Source organism: Methanomassiliicoccales archaeon (genome assembly GCA_029907465.1).
Lineage (GTDB): Archaea > Thermoplasmatota > Thermoplasmata > Methanomassiliicoccales > JACIVX01 > JACIVX01.
Genome location: JARYLV010000019.1, coordinates 1 through 14917, shown reverse-complemented (window position 1 = coordinate 14917; position 14917 = coordinate 1). Strand labels below are relative to the sequence as shown.

Annotated in this window: 17 protein-coding genes; 1 reads left to right on the top strand and 16 read right to left on the bottom strand. The window is 50.6% G+C overall.

Annotation, left to right across the window (positions count from 1 at the left end; translation table 11 throughout):
• Window positions 1–92: 92 nt before the first annotated feature.
• From infB to QHH00_06960, 16 genes are all read right to left on the bottom strand, one after another.
• The gene (gene infB / locus QHH00_07035) at window positions 93–1841 is read right to left on the bottom strand and encodes a translation initiation factor IF-2 (GenBank protein MDH7509136.1); all 1749 of its coding nucleotides are present in this window, start codon (window positions 1839–1841) and stop codon (window positions 93–95) included.
• A gap of 165 nt (window positions 1842–2006) precedes the next feature.
• Window positions 2007–2459: a nucleoside-diphosphate kinase gene (gene ndk / locus QHH00_07030; GenBank protein MDH7509135.1), complete on the bottom strand. Its 453-nt coding sequence runs from the start codon at window positions 2457–2459 to the stop codon at window positions 2007–2009.
• Complete coding sequence (locus QHH00_07025) at window positions 2456–2842, bottom strand: 50S ribosomal protein L24e (protein ID MDH7509134.1); 387 nt, start codon at window positions 2840–2842, stop codon at window positions 2456–2458. Before QHH00_07025 ends, ndk begins: the two co-directional genes overlap by 4 nt.
• Before the next feature lie 21 nt (window positions 2843–2863).
• Complete coding sequence (locus QHH00_07020; protein MDH7509133.1) at window positions 2864–3076, bottom strand: 30S ribosomal protein S28e; 213 nt, start codon at window positions 3074–3076, stop codon at window positions 2864–2866.
• A gap of 9 nt (window positions 3077–3085) precedes the next feature.
• On the bottom strand, window positions 3086–3457 hold the full coding sequence (gene rpl7ae, locus QHH00_07015) for a 50S ribosomal protein L7Ae (protein MDH7509132.1): 372 nt from the start codon (window positions 3455–3457) through the stop codon (window positions 3086–3088).
• Between the two features lie 188 nt (window positions 3458–3645).
• Window positions 3646–4617, bottom strand: coding sequence for a thiamine pyrophosphate-dependent enzyme (locus QHH00_07010; protein MDH7509131.1), 972 nt, complete (start codon window positions 4615–4617; stop codon window positions 3646–3648).
• On the bottom strand, window positions 4617–5783 hold the full coding sequence (locus QHH00_07005; protein MDH7509130.1) for a transketolase C-terminal domain-containing protein: 1167 nt from the start codon (window positions 5781–5783) through the stop codon (window positions 4617–4619). Before QHH00_07005 ends, QHH00_07010 begins: the two co-directional genes overlap by 1 nt.
• On the bottom strand, window positions 5783–6685 hold the full coding sequence (locus QHH00_07000) for a 2-oxoacid:acceptor oxidoreductase family protein (protein ID MDH7509129.1): 903 nt from the start codon (window positions 6683–6685) through the stop codon (window positions 5783–5785). Before QHH00_07000 ends, QHH00_07005 begins: the two co-directional genes overlap by 1 nt.
• A gap of 651 nt (window positions 6686–7336) precedes the next feature.
• Window positions 7337–8254 (bottom strand): branched-chain amino acid transaminase, encoded by a 918-nt coding sequence (locus QHH00_06995; GenBank protein MDH7509128.1) that lies wholly within the window; start codon window positions 8252–8254, stop codon window positions 7337–7339.
• Between the two features lie 88 nt (window positions 8255–8342).
• Window positions 8343–8705, bottom strand: a complete 363-nt coding sequence (locus tag QHH00_06990; GenBank protein ID MDH7509127.1) for an ACT domain-containing protein — start codon at window positions 8703–8705, stop codon at window positions 8343–8345.
• A 2-nt stretch (window positions 8706–8707) separates the two neighbouring features.
• Window positions 8708–10378, bottom strand: a complete 1671-nt coding sequence (ilvB, locus tag QHH00_06985; GenBank protein ID MDH7509126.1) for a biosynthetic-type acetolactate synthase large subunit — start codon at window positions 10376–10378, stop codon at window positions 8708–8710.
• 218 nt (window positions 10379–10596) lie between these two features.
• Complete coding sequence (locus QHH00_06980) at window positions 10597–11325, bottom strand: amino acid ABC transporter ATP-binding protein (GenBank protein MDH7509125.1); 729 nt, start codon at window positions 11323–11325, stop codon at window positions 10597–10599.
• Window positions 11322–11987, bottom strand: a complete 666-nt coding sequence (locus QHH00_06975; GenBank protein ID MDH7509124.1) for an amino acid ABC transporter permease — start codon at window positions 11985–11987, stop codon at window positions 11322–11324. The genes QHH00_06980 and QHH00_06975 overlap by 4 nt, the downstream gene beginning before the upstream one ends.
• 63 nt (window positions 11988–12050) lie before the next feature.
• Complete coding sequence (locus QHH00_06970) at window positions 12051–12854, bottom strand: basic amino acid ABC transporter substrate-binding protein (GenBank protein ID MDH7509123.1); 804 nt, start codon at window positions 12852–12854, stop codon at window positions 12051–12053.
• Between the two features lie 351 nt (window positions 12855–13205).
• On the bottom strand, window positions 13206–13730 hold the full coding sequence (locus QHH00_06965) for a helix-turn-helix domain-containing protein (protein ID MDH7509122.1): 525 nt from the start codon (window positions 13728–13730) through the stop codon (window positions 13206–13208).
• A gap of 6 nt (window positions 13731–13736) precedes the next feature.
• Complete coding sequence (locus tag QHH00_06960) at window positions 13737–14000, bottom strand: hypothetical protein (GenBank protein ID MDH7509121.1); 264 nt, start codon at window positions 13998–14000, stop codon at window positions 13737–13739.
• A 176-nt stretch (window positions 14001–14176) separates the two neighbouring features.
• Here QHH00_06960 and QHH00_06955 point away from each other — a divergent pair.
• Window positions 14177–14917: hypothetical protein (locus QHH00_06955; GenBank protein MDH7509120.1), on the top strand; the 741-nt coding region annotated here is incomplete at its 3' end.

Sequence of the window (14917 nt, the reverse complement as noted above, 5' to 3'; positions counted from 1 at the left end):
ATCAGACCACCGGTTACCTTTAAGGATACGAACGAGAAGACGCATAGAAAGACAATGACCCGTGAATGCCTCTATTTGCAAGTCGCAGTTGCTCAAAGTCCCCAGAACGGGTCCTGCTTCCTCATGATTCCGATCAATTCTTCGAGGACCATTTTCTCATCTTCATTCAAATCGAGGGACTGAATTTCTTTAACTTTTGACTCTTCCAGCGCAACGTAGAGGATATCTTCGACGTCGACTTGTCTACCAACAGTCGCTCCCTCGATTGCGATCGCGACTTCACTCCCCGCAATCGCTTCCTTGAGCGCTTCCTCTCCAGACCGAATGCTCCTGATCTTTCCAACTTCCTTCCCGTCCCTGTCGATAAGGGTCTGGCCCGGCCTTATCCTTCCCGCGAGAACCCGCACGCCGACAATCGCAGGCTTACTGATACGGAAGACGCAGTTTGGAAGCACTTTGATTTTTCCAGGGAAGGAAAATTTCGAACGCTTTTCGATCTCACTCGCCCTCTTTTGTTCTTCGACCCATTTCTGATAGTCTTCGATCAATCGGTAAACAACATCGTTAAGGAATACTTTCACTGGATAAGTTGACAGGACTTCTTTCGCATCTGGCAGAACCTTCACGTTGAAGCCCAGGATAATGCGGTAGAGGGGGTCACTCGTTGCACACGCCTCAACAATGTCCCTCTTTGCTATGTCCCCCACTTCGAACTTCCTGATCGGTATACCGGCGTTCTCCGCCTCAAACGCAAGGGCCTCCAGAGACCCTATTGCGTCAGCTTTGATAATGACTCCGTCGTCCTTCGTGGCTATATGAACCTTCATTTCATTCTCGATCTCATCGACAACAACAGCTTCGTCCCCCGAAATGACCCTAAGAGGGGCTCCTGCGATGACACCATCAAGATTCTGGCACGTGAGTTTAACGCCAGCTGCTGCGGAAACTTCATCGACAGAATCGAATCGCTCTCGCGGATCCCTGATTTCATCGAGGGGCTTTGGTTTGAGAATTGCCTTCACCTTCGTTACAAGGGGCTTTGATGAAGTGCCAAGGGCAACCCGGTCCCCCTTTCTTATAGTACCAGAATAAATAATCACATCGATCGTCGTGCCCAGACCCCTCTCCTCTTTGACTTCAAGAATAGTCCCCTTCGCGGGTCCGGTTTCCGTCCGCAGCTCCGACTCAAGGAATCTTTGGGCCAGACCGATCAGAACGAGTAAGAGATCCGGAACCCCTTCGCCAGTTTTCGCACTGATGGGGACGATTGCGATGTTTTTTGTGAAGTCCTCGATACGATCGTACCGTTCCCCAGACAACCCTTCGTCATGGAGCCTGGCAGAAATCATGTATACCCGTTCATCAAGCTTCGCTTTAACTTCCTCGAGTTGATCTCGAAAAGAAAGGACGAACGGCAAGTTAGGATGTGAGACCCATCCATCGATAAGGTCAATCTTGTTTAGTGCGACAACAAATGGCGTCTTATATCGTTTGAGGATATTGATCGATTCGATCGTCTGCGGCTTCGGGCCCTCCATGATATCGATTACGAGGACTGCAAGATCTGCAAGGGATCCCCCTCTTGCCCTCAACGTCGTGAATGATTGATGGCCTGGTGTATCGATGAACAAAAGGCCAGGAACGATAAACTTCTTGCCGCCGATGAGCACCGAACACTTCTCGTAGATGTGTTCGATTGGAACTTCGGTGGCCCCGATATGCTGCGTGATCCTCCCTGCCTCACGGAGAGCGACAGTACTGCCTCTGATGTAGTCAAGAAGGCTTGTCTTCCCATGGTCCACGTGACCCAGGACACTTACGATCGGTTGCCTTAGGGCCATTGTCTATCGCATCAGGGAAATCTTATTAGAATCTTTCCTCAGGCGCAGGACTCCCGTTTGTGTGAGAGAAAGAAATGGAATAAAAAACAGAACTGTTTGAATGAACACCTATCACAGATCTGTTTTTATTGGTCTTCCCTATGGTTTGATATGATTGAAACAAAATTATTCATAGACCCAGGGATCGATCGTCCTCTTGTAGTCCTGTAGTTCGTAGTCGTTGAAAAACAGCGCAATTTCCCTTTTCGCCGATTCGGGGGAGTCCGATCCATGAATGAGGTTCCTTCCTGTCTGCTGTGCGAAGTCACCGCGGATTGTTCCAGGTGCAGCGTCTTGTGGATTCGTCTTACCCATCATTGTCCTGAGAGCGGTAATGATGTTCTCCCCCTCCCACACCATGCAGAGCACAGGTCCAGAAGTGATATAATCTATGAGACCCGGGAAAAAACTCTTCCCTTTGTGTTCCGCATAGTGCCTCTCCGCCAGCTCACGCGGAATGCGCATGAATTTCATTGCGACAGGTTTAAACCCACGCGCCTCAAGCCGACTGATGATCGTGCCAATTAAACCGCGCTGGATTGCATCGGGCTTCAGCATGACGAAGGTACGCTCGATCATCCCTCTCCCGATTCCTTTTCTGCGCTCTTCTTGATCTTCCTCGCTCTGCGTTCCCCTTTCTTCTCCTCTTTCCCGCCAGATTCCTGAGCGCTTGCTTCCGCTTCGACGGAAGGAGAGCCTTCAATGTGCTCGCTAGTCTCGGTCCCCTTGCTAGCCTCTGCAACCTTTGTTGTGGCGGAGGAGATCTTCGAAACGCTCTTCTTTTCCAGCTGTGCTATGCGTGTCCATTCCGTTTTCCGAGGCACTCGTCCCAAATAGATCATGTTCTTGTAGCACTTACTCGTGCAGAACATGTAAATCGTGCCATCTCTCTTGATGAACATCCGACCGGTACCCGGTTCGATCTCGTCGCCACAAAATGAACAGACCTTTCGCTCGACCATTGTTTAGCCCCCGGTTATCGCTCATCTGATCGTGAGCTTTCGAGCTTCTCTCGAAGTCTCTCTCAGCATCAGTATGTCCCCGACACGCACAGGCCCCATGATGTTCCTGGTGATAATCCGGCCCTTATCTCTGCCTTCAAGGACCCTGACTTTCACCTGGGTTGCCTCACCAGTCATGCCTGTCCTGCCGATGATCTCGACGACTTCCGAAGGAATGTTCTCATCTTCCGGCATCCTTCGCACCTACTTTTTCAACTTTTTTATTTGTTCAGATATGTTTTCGAGCAATGCCTTTCCCTTCCCTACATCCACAACGGCGACGGTCGCCGTTGGTTTTTCAAGGCCCGAGGCATTTCCAAGCTCGGCCTTGCTTGGGACGTAAGCGTAAGCGATATTCCTCTCCTCACAGAGGAGTGGGAGATGAGCCAGGATCTCAGGGGGTTGAACGTCTTCCGCCATCACGACGAAGACCGCTTCTCCCCTCTCTACGAGCTTCGTTACTTCATTAGCGCCTTTCTTCACTTTCCCAGTATCCCTCGCTGTTTCGACGAGCTCGTAAACTTTATCCTGAAGCTCCTTTGGCATTTCGAATCTAACATGGATCGCCTTTGGCATTGTGGTTACCTCCTTCAGATGTTTTGCACATCTTCATCATTCATCGGCTCTGAAGAGCAAACGAGCACAAAGGGAAAGGAATATAAAAGGTTTGTCGAGGAGACCATAATCTTTTTAGAACGCACCATGATGCGACTGTTCGCAACCCGTGTGCTAACGTTTTGATGTGCAATACAAGTCCCTTGACCTCAAGGACCATGAAGGGGGTCCTCGTCGATGATGAGCGCTTTCCTTGCCTCTTCGATCTTGCATGGCGGCACGGGGACTTCCTCGTAGAAGTGGTGCTTCCATCTCTCACAGATCCAGGTCTGCAATTTCTCAATATCTTCCTCAGACATATGCCTGAACCGCCCCTGCAACTGGAGGTACTCTTTGACAGGCACCAATGTCTTTGGCTTATATGTGAGCTTCTCGACGCCGTGATCCACTTCGTATAGAGTCCACATACCAGTCTCCACAGCAAGCCTCGCAATAGCGACACTCTTGGAAGCTTCGCTCCTCCAGCCCGGCACACAGGGGCAAAGGACATGAAGGAACCTGAACCCGCTTACCGATTTAGCCTTCTGGACCTTCCTAACAAAATCGTTTGGATGTGCGATCGAAAGTGTAGCCATATAGGGAATACTATGTGCAGAGACGATCGCATCGATGTCTTTCTTGAATTCCCTTTTTCCCTGCACCTTCTTTCCGATCGGTGACGTCGTAGTCCAGGCACCAAAGGGCGTAGCGCCGCTTCGCTGGATTCCTGTGTTCATATACGCCTCGTTATCGAGGCACACATAAATGACGTCTTCATTTCTTTCCGCCGCACCAGAGAGTGCCTGTAACCCGATATCGAATGTACCACCGTCGCCCGCCATACCGATTACGGTCACCTCCCTTCCGCGACGCTTCAGCGCCGCTTTGATTCCCGAGATGACAGCTCCTGTGTTTTCAAAAGCAGTGTAAAAGAAAGGCCATTTAAATGCCGATGCTGGATAAAGCGCACTGAAGACGATGAGGCAGCTAGCTGGAACATAAACAATTGTGTCTTTGCCCAAAACTCTCGCAATATTCTTCACGGCGATTGCAACTCCACAACCAGGGCAGGCACCGTGGCCCCTTGTCAAATAATCGTCTCGTGGCAGATCTTTTATTGTCTTAATTTCCTTTGCCACCATCAACTGTCCCCCCTCAATCCATGCCAGTGGCATTCCTTTACACGATGTCCTTTCGCATGCTCCTCAATGACCGTAAACATCTCTCGGACTTCTTTGAACGTCACATCCCTCCCTCCGAGACCGGCAATGTGATTCGTAAGAGGTGTGCCAAGGTGATAAAGTGCATTTCTCGTTTCTGTGAATACAGGGCCAAAACCATTGAATGAAACGGATCGATCGAAGACGCCAAGCGCCTTCAAATTCTCTGCAATCGACTCCAGCTCATCAGACGGAAACGGCCGCATAAACCTCAATTTGATGAGGCCGACTTTCTTGCCCTCGCTCCGTAAATGATCGACGACGACCCTCGCTGTGCTTGTCACAGTCCCGAGTGTGATCAGCGCGATCTCAGCGTCCTCCATCTGGTAGGTATCAACAAGACCCCCATAAGTCCGACCTGTGAGGGCGCCATATTCCCGGTCTACCTTTTCAATGACCTCTTTTGACCCATCGACCGCCCTGTGGAGCTGGAAACGCATTTCCATCGCATACTCGGGCGGTGTGATCGGGTTCATCGTCACCGGTTCATCTGGGTCAAGCAGATACAATGGTTTGAATTTCGGCAAAAATGAATCAACAAGGTGTTGGTCTGGAAAATCGACGCGTTCGACCGTATGGGAAAGGACGAAACCATCTAGGCAGACCATCATGGGCAGCATGACCTCGCGATCCTCGGCGACTCTGTACGCCTGGATCACCATATCCAATGCTTCCTGGTTGTCCTCAATGTAGACCTGCAACCAGCCAGATTCCCTTTCTGGCATTGAATCGTTGTACTCGACCCAAATACCCGATGCTGCCCCAAGACTTCTGTTGACATTGACCATGACCACAGGCAGGCGATTCTGTGGTGCAGCGTAAAGCATCTCATGCATGAGCGCAAGACCTTGCGAGGACGTGGCAGTAAATGCCCTTGCACCACCAGCGCACGCACCGATCGCCGCACTCATCGCGCTGTGTTCACTCTCGACCGGCAGGAAGTCTGCGTCGAGTTCGCCGTCATTGATAAACTCCGCAATGAGTTCGACGATGAGCGTCTGAGGGGTGATCGGAAACGCTGGTACGACCTCTACCCTTGCGAGCCTTGCCCCGTGCGCAACGGCGTGATCAGCGCTGATGACTTTCATCACCACTCGTAAACCCCCCTGACCATTTCAATGGCATCAGCTGGACATACCTCCGCACAGATACCGCACCCCTTGCAGTAACGGTAATCCCAGCGCTCGTAGTCGTCTTCCAGCCGCTCGATGCAGCCTTCGGGACAAGAAAACCAGCATCGGAGGCACCTGATGCACTTCTCCTTAGAGTACCGTGGTGTTTGCGTCCTCCATGTACCTGTGAGATTCTGCGTCATGCTGCCAGGCCCGACCACAATCCCGTCAATCTCCCCTGGTGATAGGGTGTTCCCGATCGGGATCTCGTTCCAAGTCGGTAGCCACATCTTTTTCCCGACGACTTTTCTCGTGCCCTTGCTCCGTCCAACGACCGTTTTTTGATAGGCGATCCTCGCGGCTTCCGCGTTCATGACGCCTGACTGGTGACCGAGCTTCTCGCCGAAGCGATTCATAATAGCATTTAGGATTGATTCGAGAGGGACGATATCGACAACACGGGCAAAGGCGCCGAGTATCGAAGTGTTTACAATCGGCGCCTTAATGGTTTCGAGCGCGATCGTCGTCGCATCGACTGTCCCGCACTCGACTTCAATCCCAAGGTCGACCTCCTCTGGTCTCTTCACAGTATTGATGATCGCCTTTCCACCCGGTTTCAGTCCTTCAGAAATGGGATCGATCTCAAGAATAGATTCGTCTAAAATAACGAGCACGTCTGGTTCATAAACTTGCGACTTAATGCTGATCTTGCTTTCGTCGATCCTCGCGAAGGCGCGAACGGGGGCGCCACGCCTTTCTGCTCCGAAATATGGAAAGGCCTGTGCATAGTAGCCCTCAAGTACTGCCGCCTCAGCAAGCGCTTGAGCGGCCATCACTGCCCCTTGTCCGCCCCTCCCATGAAAGCGAATCTCGTACACGTCCACCCTCCATTCTACCCAAAAACATCTAGGTCGCCACTATTATATGATTTTACGGATGTTGACTGGATCTTTACGATAATCCAGAACTTTGTAACGAAATATCGTAACTTCCTGCCGCGTCGGTTAAGAATCAGATCAATAATATCTCAGAAAGAGTAGATATCGCCGCTCCCCTTTGACATGTGCTGACGCGTGACCCGCCACCAATTTGAAGCACTCATTACTTCCATTCCCGGAGAGGTTTATTCCCGATGAAATGGGACCCACAACAACAGCAGTAGTAAACAGCATGCTCCGACAACTTAAATTCTGGCTCGACGCTCACCGACCCGCAAATAGGGCATATCATATTCAGACCCCTCTTCTAACTCTCCAATCATGAAGTTCGATTGGAGACGACCATCACGATATCATCTAGCGCTGTTCTCATCTAAATACCATTCTGTTTCAGAAGAGAATTCTGAACCAGATCAACGGGATAACACTGAAAAGAGAGCCGTGACAATTTTCAAGAAAGTCCCACAAGTCGAGCAGGGAACCTTGGAACTTTCAATCCATGCTTCACGGTAGATATGTTTCACGATAGACGTAACTGGTCTCTTCGACAACCAGGGATGCCCTTTTCTGTCCGAACTCTTGTCTCAGGCCTTAGCTGATGAAGTCGAGCCAATGAAGGTACTTCGCGTTTCTTCCTCTCGTCGCGTCTGAGAAAGCTTGTTGGAGCTTCACCGTTATTGGCCCAGGCTCTCCTCCCCCGATTTTATAGCCGTCGATCTCGACGATTGGCATGATTTCAGCAGCGGTACCAGTCATGAATACTTCATCAGCTATATAGAGCTCCGACCTCGTGATATTTCTCTCCTCAATATGGTAGCCAAGATCGTCCGCGAGCTGTATGACCGAGTCCCTCGTAATTCCACGAAGAATACCAGCAGCCATGCCAGGCGTGAAAATTTTTCCACCTTTAATCATGAAGATATTTTCGCCCGTGCCCTCAGCGACATTCCCCTCAGCGTTAAGCATGATCGCTTCATCCGCACCCCTCTTGACCGCTTCCAACCGAGCCAGTACTGAGTTGATATAATTGCCGCAGATTTTTGCATTGAGTGCTGCAGCCCTATTCGATGGCTTCTCCCACGAGGAGGTGATAACCTTGGCCCCCCGCTTCTGCTGATCTGTCCCCAAATAGGGGCCCATATAAACGCACGCGATCGCGAGCCTTGTCGGAAGCTTGATTGGATTGAGCCCGACCGTCCCAGACCCGTAGTAGGCGATCGGCCTTATGTAATCAACCCTTTGATCATTCGCTCTAACCGTTTCCTTCACAATTTCGCAGAGTTCGTCGATTGAGTAAGGGATCTTGAGATCGATGACCTTCGCCGAATCAAGAAATCGCAACATGTGATCGCGGAGTCTGAAAATTGCACGACCTTTTGTCGTCTCATAGATCCTGATGCCCTCGAAGACGCCCCCGCCATAATGAAGGCCATGCGTCATGATGTGTACGTTCGCCTTATCCCAATCGACCAGCTTGCCATCCATCCATATCTTGCCTACAGATTCCATTCGCGTTTCCCCCGATGAGGACGACGGTACCTGATAGTGATTATAGTGTTTAAAACGTTCATTTTGAAAGAGGGAATCATGTGAAGCATCAGAGGGCGTTGATCGTCTTGATGAACTTGTTCGGCTTCGTCATCTCGACCAGGTTATCAACTTCCTCGATGCTGCCAATTAACCGTGCCTTTCCAAACGAATTCGCCACGAGTGCGTACGCCTCGTGCCTTGACTCGTCAATGATCTCGATCTCAATGACGTCTTGAAGCCTAGTTAATCGCTCAACCGCCTGTTCTGCCTGCTTTCTGTCCTTCACGCTCAGAACGATCCTCGCCTTGCCCGGAAGCTCGCACTTCCCGACAACAATCGTCTCGACGTTGATCTTTTTCCTCGTGAATTCGCCCATGACGCGCTGCATGACGCCAAATTGATCGTTGACTATCATTGATATGACTTCCATACTCAACACACTCCTTTCCATGCGCAATTGCCCGCGATGACCTGAGTTCCGGTCCCAGTCCTCAGCGTGACAGGAAGGATCTCTTCTTCTCGATCAACCCATATGTCGGCTAGGAATGGTTTCTCTGAATTTATTCCTTCCTCAATGACACTCGCAAGATCACTTGGATCCTGAACGCGCGCAGCACGCACTCCAAAGGCCTCCGCTAATTTAACAAAATCGGGGGACGAGCCGAGACTGTCTGCGAAAAACCGCTTGCCATAAAAGAGGCTCTGCAACTGCTTGATCATACCGAGCCGTCCATTATTAAGCAAGCAAATGAAAATCGGGATTTTCTCCTCCACGGCAGTCGCAAGCTCCTGACAAACCATGAGGAGACTCCCGTCACCCGCAATATCGACGACTGTCCTGTCGGGCGCCGCAACCTTCGCTCCCATCGCAGCAGGGAGACCGAAGCCCATTGTTCCAAGGCCTCCTGGCGTAATGAACATCCTCCTGCCCCTGCACTCGAAGTAATGTGCGGCAAACATCTGGCACTGTCCGACCTCGGTAGTGACAATCACATCGTCGGGCAAAATCTTGTTAAGCTCGTAAATGACCTTTTGCGGCTTGATCGGGTTGCCACCAATGTCCATTTCGCATGCGCATTCCTTCCTCAGCACCCGCATCTTCTCTGCCCAAACTCCGCTCTTCCTCTTGATTTGCATCGATGTGATGATCGTCTTAATGACCTTTCTGGCATCGCCGACAAGGCTGACCGTCGGCTTGACGTTCTTACCGACCTCCGCTGAATCGATATCGATGTGAATGACCTTGGTTCTGCAGGACGACGGGTCTCCGATCATTCGATCGCTGAACCTCGTCCCGATCGCAAGGAGCACATCACACTCCTCAAGCGCGTAGTTCGCTGCCCTTCGCCCATGCATGCCGACCATACCGAGGACGAGTGGATGATCCTCCGGTACGGCACTCTTACCCATAAGCGTCGTCGCGACAGGGGCCATGAGCATTTCCGCTAGCGTCATGATTTCCTGGCCACAACCAGACCAATTCGCGCCTCCACCGACGAGAATCAATGGCCTCTGCGCGGATTCAAGCAGAGCGACTGCCTGCGGCAACTCGATGAGATTCTCTTTCACGCCGTTGCTCCGCCTTATCGGTTCACCGATATCGTCCACATCACTCAGCTGGACGTCCCGGGGAAGATCAACATGGACGGGACCATATCGCCCTGTCCTCGCGATCGCAAATGCGCTCCTAAGATCTGAAAGCAAGGTCTTTGGGTTCATGATTCTGAAATTGTGCTTTGTGATCGGAATCATGAGACTGAAGACATCGGCTTCTTGAAACGCATCATTGCCGATGATTCCTGTTGGGACCTGTCCCGTGAGCGCGACAACAGGCGAGGAATCAAGAAATGCTGTTGCGATGCCCGTTACAAGGTTTGTTGCGCCGGCTCCCGAAGTGGCCATGCATACGCCAGGTTTCTTTAGCACGCGGGCATAACCGTCAGCCATATGAGCAGCGCACTGCTCGTGGCGTACGAGTATATGTCGGATATCAGATGTCCTGAGATCGTCATAAAGCGGCAGTATCGCTCCTCCAGGTAATCCGAAGACGACATTGACGCCCTCTTCATGCAATACCTTGATGATAGCCTCCGATCCTCTCATCCAAATACCTCACAAACAATCATGGGGACGCACCATCCAGGAGGATCGTGTCCCCTATCACACGACCAAAACCTGCACGCTGACCAAGAGAGAATTCCGAACAAGGAGAAGGGCAGCGTTCATTGTTCGTTCGTATTGGAAATTCTCTATTTAAACATTGTCATAATTTCTCATGCCTATATCTAAAATGTCCACGAGCGGAGAGAATCGCCTTTCCCCTACTCGTGCAGGATTCTCCGCAAGAACACGCGCGTTCTCTCGTGCTTCGGATTTGAGAATATCTCTGCCGGCGGCCCCTCCTCCAGAATCACGCCATGATCCATGAAAACGACGCGATCGGAAACTTCTCTTGCAAAACCCATTTCATGTGAGACGACAATCATCGTCATGCCCCCTTTAGCCAAACTCTTCATGACATCGAGAACCTCACCGATCAGTTCCGGATCGAGGGCGGAGGTGGGCTCGTCGAACATGATGAGCTTCGGATTCATGGCGATTGCCCTCGCTATGGCGACCCGCTGTTGCTGTCCGCCAGACAACTGTCCGGGGTAGGCGTCGGCTTTATCAGACAAACCGACCTTGTCAAGTGCTTCCATCGCAATTCTTTCGGCCTCTCCCTTTTCAATGCCTTTGACCTCTGTAAGAGCGAGCATGATGTTCCTTTTTGCCGTTAAATGAAGAAAGAGATTGAAACTCTGAAAGACCATGCCAATTTGAGAACGTACCTTGTTGATGTCGACGTTTGGATCGGTGATCCTGACGCCGTCAAAATAGATTTCTCCTTTCGTTGGCTCGGTCAACCGATTCAGACAACGGAGGAAGGTACTCTTACCACTACCAGACGGGCCAATGATGACTACAACCTCGCCAGGATCGACTTTGAGAGAGATACCTCTCAGCACCTCCAGGTCGCCGAATTTCTTGTGTATATCGACGGCCTCGATCAATCCCCTGCGCCGAAGCCCGGAATCGCCGTCTTCTTTTCCACGACCCTCAAGATTTTCGACGTTGCGAATGTCATGATGAAATACACGGCGGCGACGAAGAGAAAGATCGTGAAGGGGTCGAAATATTTTGCGTTTAGCTCCTTCGCCACGAGAGTCAGTTCCCATACACTGATCGCACTCACTAAAGAAGAGTCCTTTATCAATATTATGAATTCGTTCGTCATCGGGGGGATGATGAGGCGCATTGCCTGCGGTAGCACGACACGACGCATCGACTGTCCGTAAGTCATACCCATTGAACGTGCCGCTTCCATCTGCCCCTTCGGCACCGATTGAATTCCGCCACGGAGGATCTCAGCCTGATACGCCGCGCTGTTGAGGCCTACCGCAAGGATGCCAGACACGAGAGGATCGAGGTAGATGCCGATCGAGGGCAAGCCGAAGTAGACGATAAAGATCTGGACAAGCAATGGCGTACCGCGCAGCGCTTCGACGTAACCAGTTGCGAGCGCCCTGACTGGTAAAACCCTCGAGATCCTTGCGAGCCCCATCGGGACGCCGAGCGCGAAGCCCAGTGCGATTGCCGCCAGACTAATTTCAAGTGTCAGGATCGCTCCCTTCAGGAAAAATCCGAGGTTATTCGCTATAATCTCGAGGCCCATGAGATCACGTCCAGATTATACCAGTTGTCAAAAAATTTTAAAAGGTTTGATGCTGGCACAATCTCAGAACCACTTGTCGATAAGCGCCTGCATCTCACCAGAGGCCTCCATCTCCTCGATCAAGTCGTTGACAAATTCGATGAGCTCGACCGCATTCTTGTTCATGCAGATACCGTAGTACTCGTTCGTCACGATCGTGTAGACGACTTTGAGCCCTGATGTCCTAGCCACATACATCTCGGCAACTGGCGAATCAATAACGAGCGCATCGACCCTGTCAGCAACAAGTTCCAGCAGGGCGTCTGATGCAAATCCAAACTTGTGAACGTCCTGTTCGGCGACAAGTCCAGTAGCTACCAGATTCTCATCGACCCAGAAGTCCCCGGTCGTCCCTTGGTTGACGGCGATCTTCTTACCGGCGAGATCTGCTGGCGAGTTGATATCCGTCCTGTCCGCCTTGACAACGATCGCCTGGTCCGCTCTGAAATAAGGCTTCGAAAAGGCGACAGACTTGTTTCTTTCCTCCGTAATCGTCATCCCCGCGATCGCCATGTCGATCATGCCAGTCTTAACTGCACCGATCAGTGCTGCGAAATCCATGTTCCTGATCTCTACTGTCACCCCAAGTTCTTGGCCGATGCGGTAAGCCAGATCAATATCGAGACCTTCAAGCTGCTGCGTCGTTTCGTTGATGACTTCAAAGGGCGGGAATCCGCCAGAAGTGCCAACAATGAGTTTTCCCCTGCTCTTAATAATGTCCACCGACGTCTCTCTCTCACCAATGCACCCAGCAAATGATGAGGCGATGAGCGAGATCACAACGACGACGCCGATTACTGCCCATGCCTTCCTCTTCACGCCTATCATTCTCCCCCCTTGAGAATAGACAACTGAAATGATGAAGCAATTTCACATATATTATTTATTTTCCTTCTTCGTCCATCTGATCCTTGTGTAGTTTTCTCGATCTAACCCTCGTACGGGGCTTCGAGGGTTTGAAATTAAAGCTGCATGCCGTTATGAAATTCGTTTTGTTGGCAATCCCGATCTTGAGAATGATGAAAAAGCGGCCAAGTGAGTAGTAGCAGTGCTCGATTGAATGATTATTCAAAAGGAAATGGCCTGATATGAATGGGTCTTGAGGTCACTTGCCTGAGATTTCTCCTGTTTTTCCTATGACCAGATCGCCCCGAAAAAAAAGAGTCGTCCAAACAAAAGTCACTTCCCTAATTTCCTCCAAATGTCAACGAAGCGATCGACTGCATCGCTTTCCAGGCTTTCCTGTAAAGTGATCAAGAGATTTGCAACTTCATCAGGATTTTCAATGCCGTAAACAAACTCCCTTTCGACCTTTCTTGCGAAAATGATTCCTGCAGAAGCAAGCTTCTTCAAGTGATAAGAAACCGTCGACTTCGAAAGACCGATTGCGCTCGCCAATGATTGAAAACTGGAAGACCCGTTGAGGAGTATATGCAGCAGAATCTTCCTCGGCGATTCCTGCCTGAGGAGCGAGACGATACGTCTGTCACGCTGCTTGAACTTCTCAGCGGGAAAATATCTCTTGATATAGCCATCGCCTTCAGACTTGATCAACCCTCGCTTTTCCATGACATCGAGATGGTAGGAAAGGACACCAGGTTGCATCGAGAGTGCACGCTCCATCTCCCTGAGATAGGTCCCTGGGTTCTGGGCAATGTACTGGTAGATCTTCCTTCTACTCTCGAGGCTGAGGGTGTCATCCATATCATTTCATCTCTTCAGTAGCGAGAAATAAAGGCTCAGGAGTATTGCGAGATTCAGCGCGACGAGATACGGGCTCATCGAGAACTCATTCAGCCCGATGAAATCTGACAAGAGGACGAGGAACGATAAGAGTGCGTAGAGAATGAAGGCGACTGAAACGATAGCGAGTCTAAGTTCTCGATACCTGCGAAACGCAAGAATTGATACTACAACGAGGATTGCCGAAAAGCCAGCTAAACAAATTCTCAGGAATAGATCGATCGGGGTCATTTTCGTTACCTAATGATGATTAAGCCGTAGGGCATTAGAAAGTTTCCATCACTTTCCGCTTGAAAGAAGAATCAAGTTTGCTCGAATCTTAATAGAGTGACGACTGAGACTTGTGTTCGAAGCTTGAACCATAAAGTGCTTAAGAGTCGGGATCGATTGGTCTCTTGAGCGTTTCCATGTACACTAAGCATATCAACCTCTTGGTCGCCGCGATCGCAGTGATACTCATCGCGCCTGCCTTATCGAGTTCAGCTTTGGCAGATGGTGGAATGATGCCGAATACGCCAGTGCCACGAGCTGGTAGCGGGATGGGAATGGGCGATCACGTGTGGAATTCGTCTGATGGCCAGATGTGGCGCGATGGCATGGGGTTCATGCACAGCGGCGACCAACAGCACATGCAAGAACAGATGCGAGAGATGATGCAGGAGGGGATGCGCTACGCACTCTTTGCATCATTGTCATACTCTAATGGGGTTGCAGACGGATACTTCATCGATTTCCTCTACGATGAAATGACTGGCACGGTGAATAACTACACTCTGAATTTCAGAAATGAAGTGGTTAAATTTTTTGATCAAATCCTCATCGATGATTTTAATCCTGATGCGCCAGTTGTACGCGGGGCCGTATTACACGCTCGGAATGAATCGGTTCAGATCATCATTCATGATAACCCAACAGGCATGTATCATGTTGTTTCAAATGCCACGCGTGTCTTTGTCTCCTTTCAACTTGCTGAGGGCATTGAAATCTCCCGGATTGTTAGCCCCGGGTACAGCGGACAGTTCGATGGCAGACAGGCGGTGATTATTTCAAAGGGGTCTGCACGCGCAATTATCGCGACTGACGACGGAAGAATAACGATTGAAACAAACAATGGGGAGACTTTCGTTAATGTGACGACGGAAGGAAAT

Excerpts from the sequence above, each read along its gene's own strand:
- infB (MDH7509136.1), bottom strand. The coding sequence starts at position 1,841 with ATGGCCCTAAGGCAACCGATCGTAAGTGTCCTGGGTCACGTGGACCAT.
- ndk (MDH7509135.1), bottom strand. The coding sequence starts at position 2,459 with ATGATCGAGCGTACCTTCGTCATGCTGAAGCCCGATGCAATCCAGCGC.
- QHH00_07025 (MDH7509134.1), bottom strand. The coding sequence starts at position 2,842 with ATGGTCGAGCGAAAGGTCTGTTCATTTTGTGGCGACGAGATCGAACCG.
- QHH00_07020 (MDH7509133.1), bottom strand. The coding sequence starts at position 3,076 with ATGCCGGAAGATGAGAACATTCCTTCGGAAGTCGTCGAGATCATCGGC.
- rpl7ae (MDH7509132.1), bottom strand. The coding sequence starts at position 3,457 with ATGCCAAAGGCGATCCATGTTAGATTCGAAATGCCAAAGGAGCTTCAG.
- QHH00_07010 (MDH7509131.1), bottom strand. The coding sequence starts at position 4,617 with ATGGTGGCAAAGGAAATTAAGACAATAAAAGATCTGCCACGAGACGAT.
- QHH00_07005 (MDH7509130.1), bottom strand. The coding sequence starts at position 5,783 with ATGAAAGTCATCAGCGCTGATCACGCCGTTGCGCACGGGGCAAGGCTC.
- QHH00_06995 (MDH7509128.1), bottom strand. The coding sequence starts at position 8,254 with ATGGAATCTGTAGGCAAGATATGGATGGATGGCAAGCTGGTCGATTGG.
- QHH00_06990 (MDH7509127.1), bottom strand. The coding sequence starts at position 8,705 with ATGGAAGTCATATCAATGATAGTCAACGATCAATTTGGCGTCATGCAG.
- ilvB (MDH7509126.1), bottom strand. The coding sequence starts at position 10,378 with ATGAGAGGATCGGAGGCTATCATCAAGGTATTGCATGAAGAGGGCGTC.
- QHH00_06975 (MDH7509124.1), bottom strand. The coding sequence starts at position 11,987 with ATGGGCCTCGAGATTATAGCGAATAACCTCGGATTTTTCCTGAAGGGA.
- QHH00_06970 (MDH7509123.1), bottom strand. The coding sequence starts at position 12,854 with ATGATAGGCGTGAAGAGGAAGGCATGGGCAGTAATCGGCGTCGTCGTT.
- QHH00_06965 (MDH7509122.1), bottom strand. The coding sequence starts at position 13,730 with ATGGATGACACCCTCAGCCTCGAGAGTAGAAGGAAGATCTACCAGTAC.
- QHH00_06960 (MDH7509121.1), bottom strand. The coding sequence starts at position 14,000 with ATGACCCCGATCGATCTATTCCTGAGAATTTGTTTAGCTGGCTTTTCG.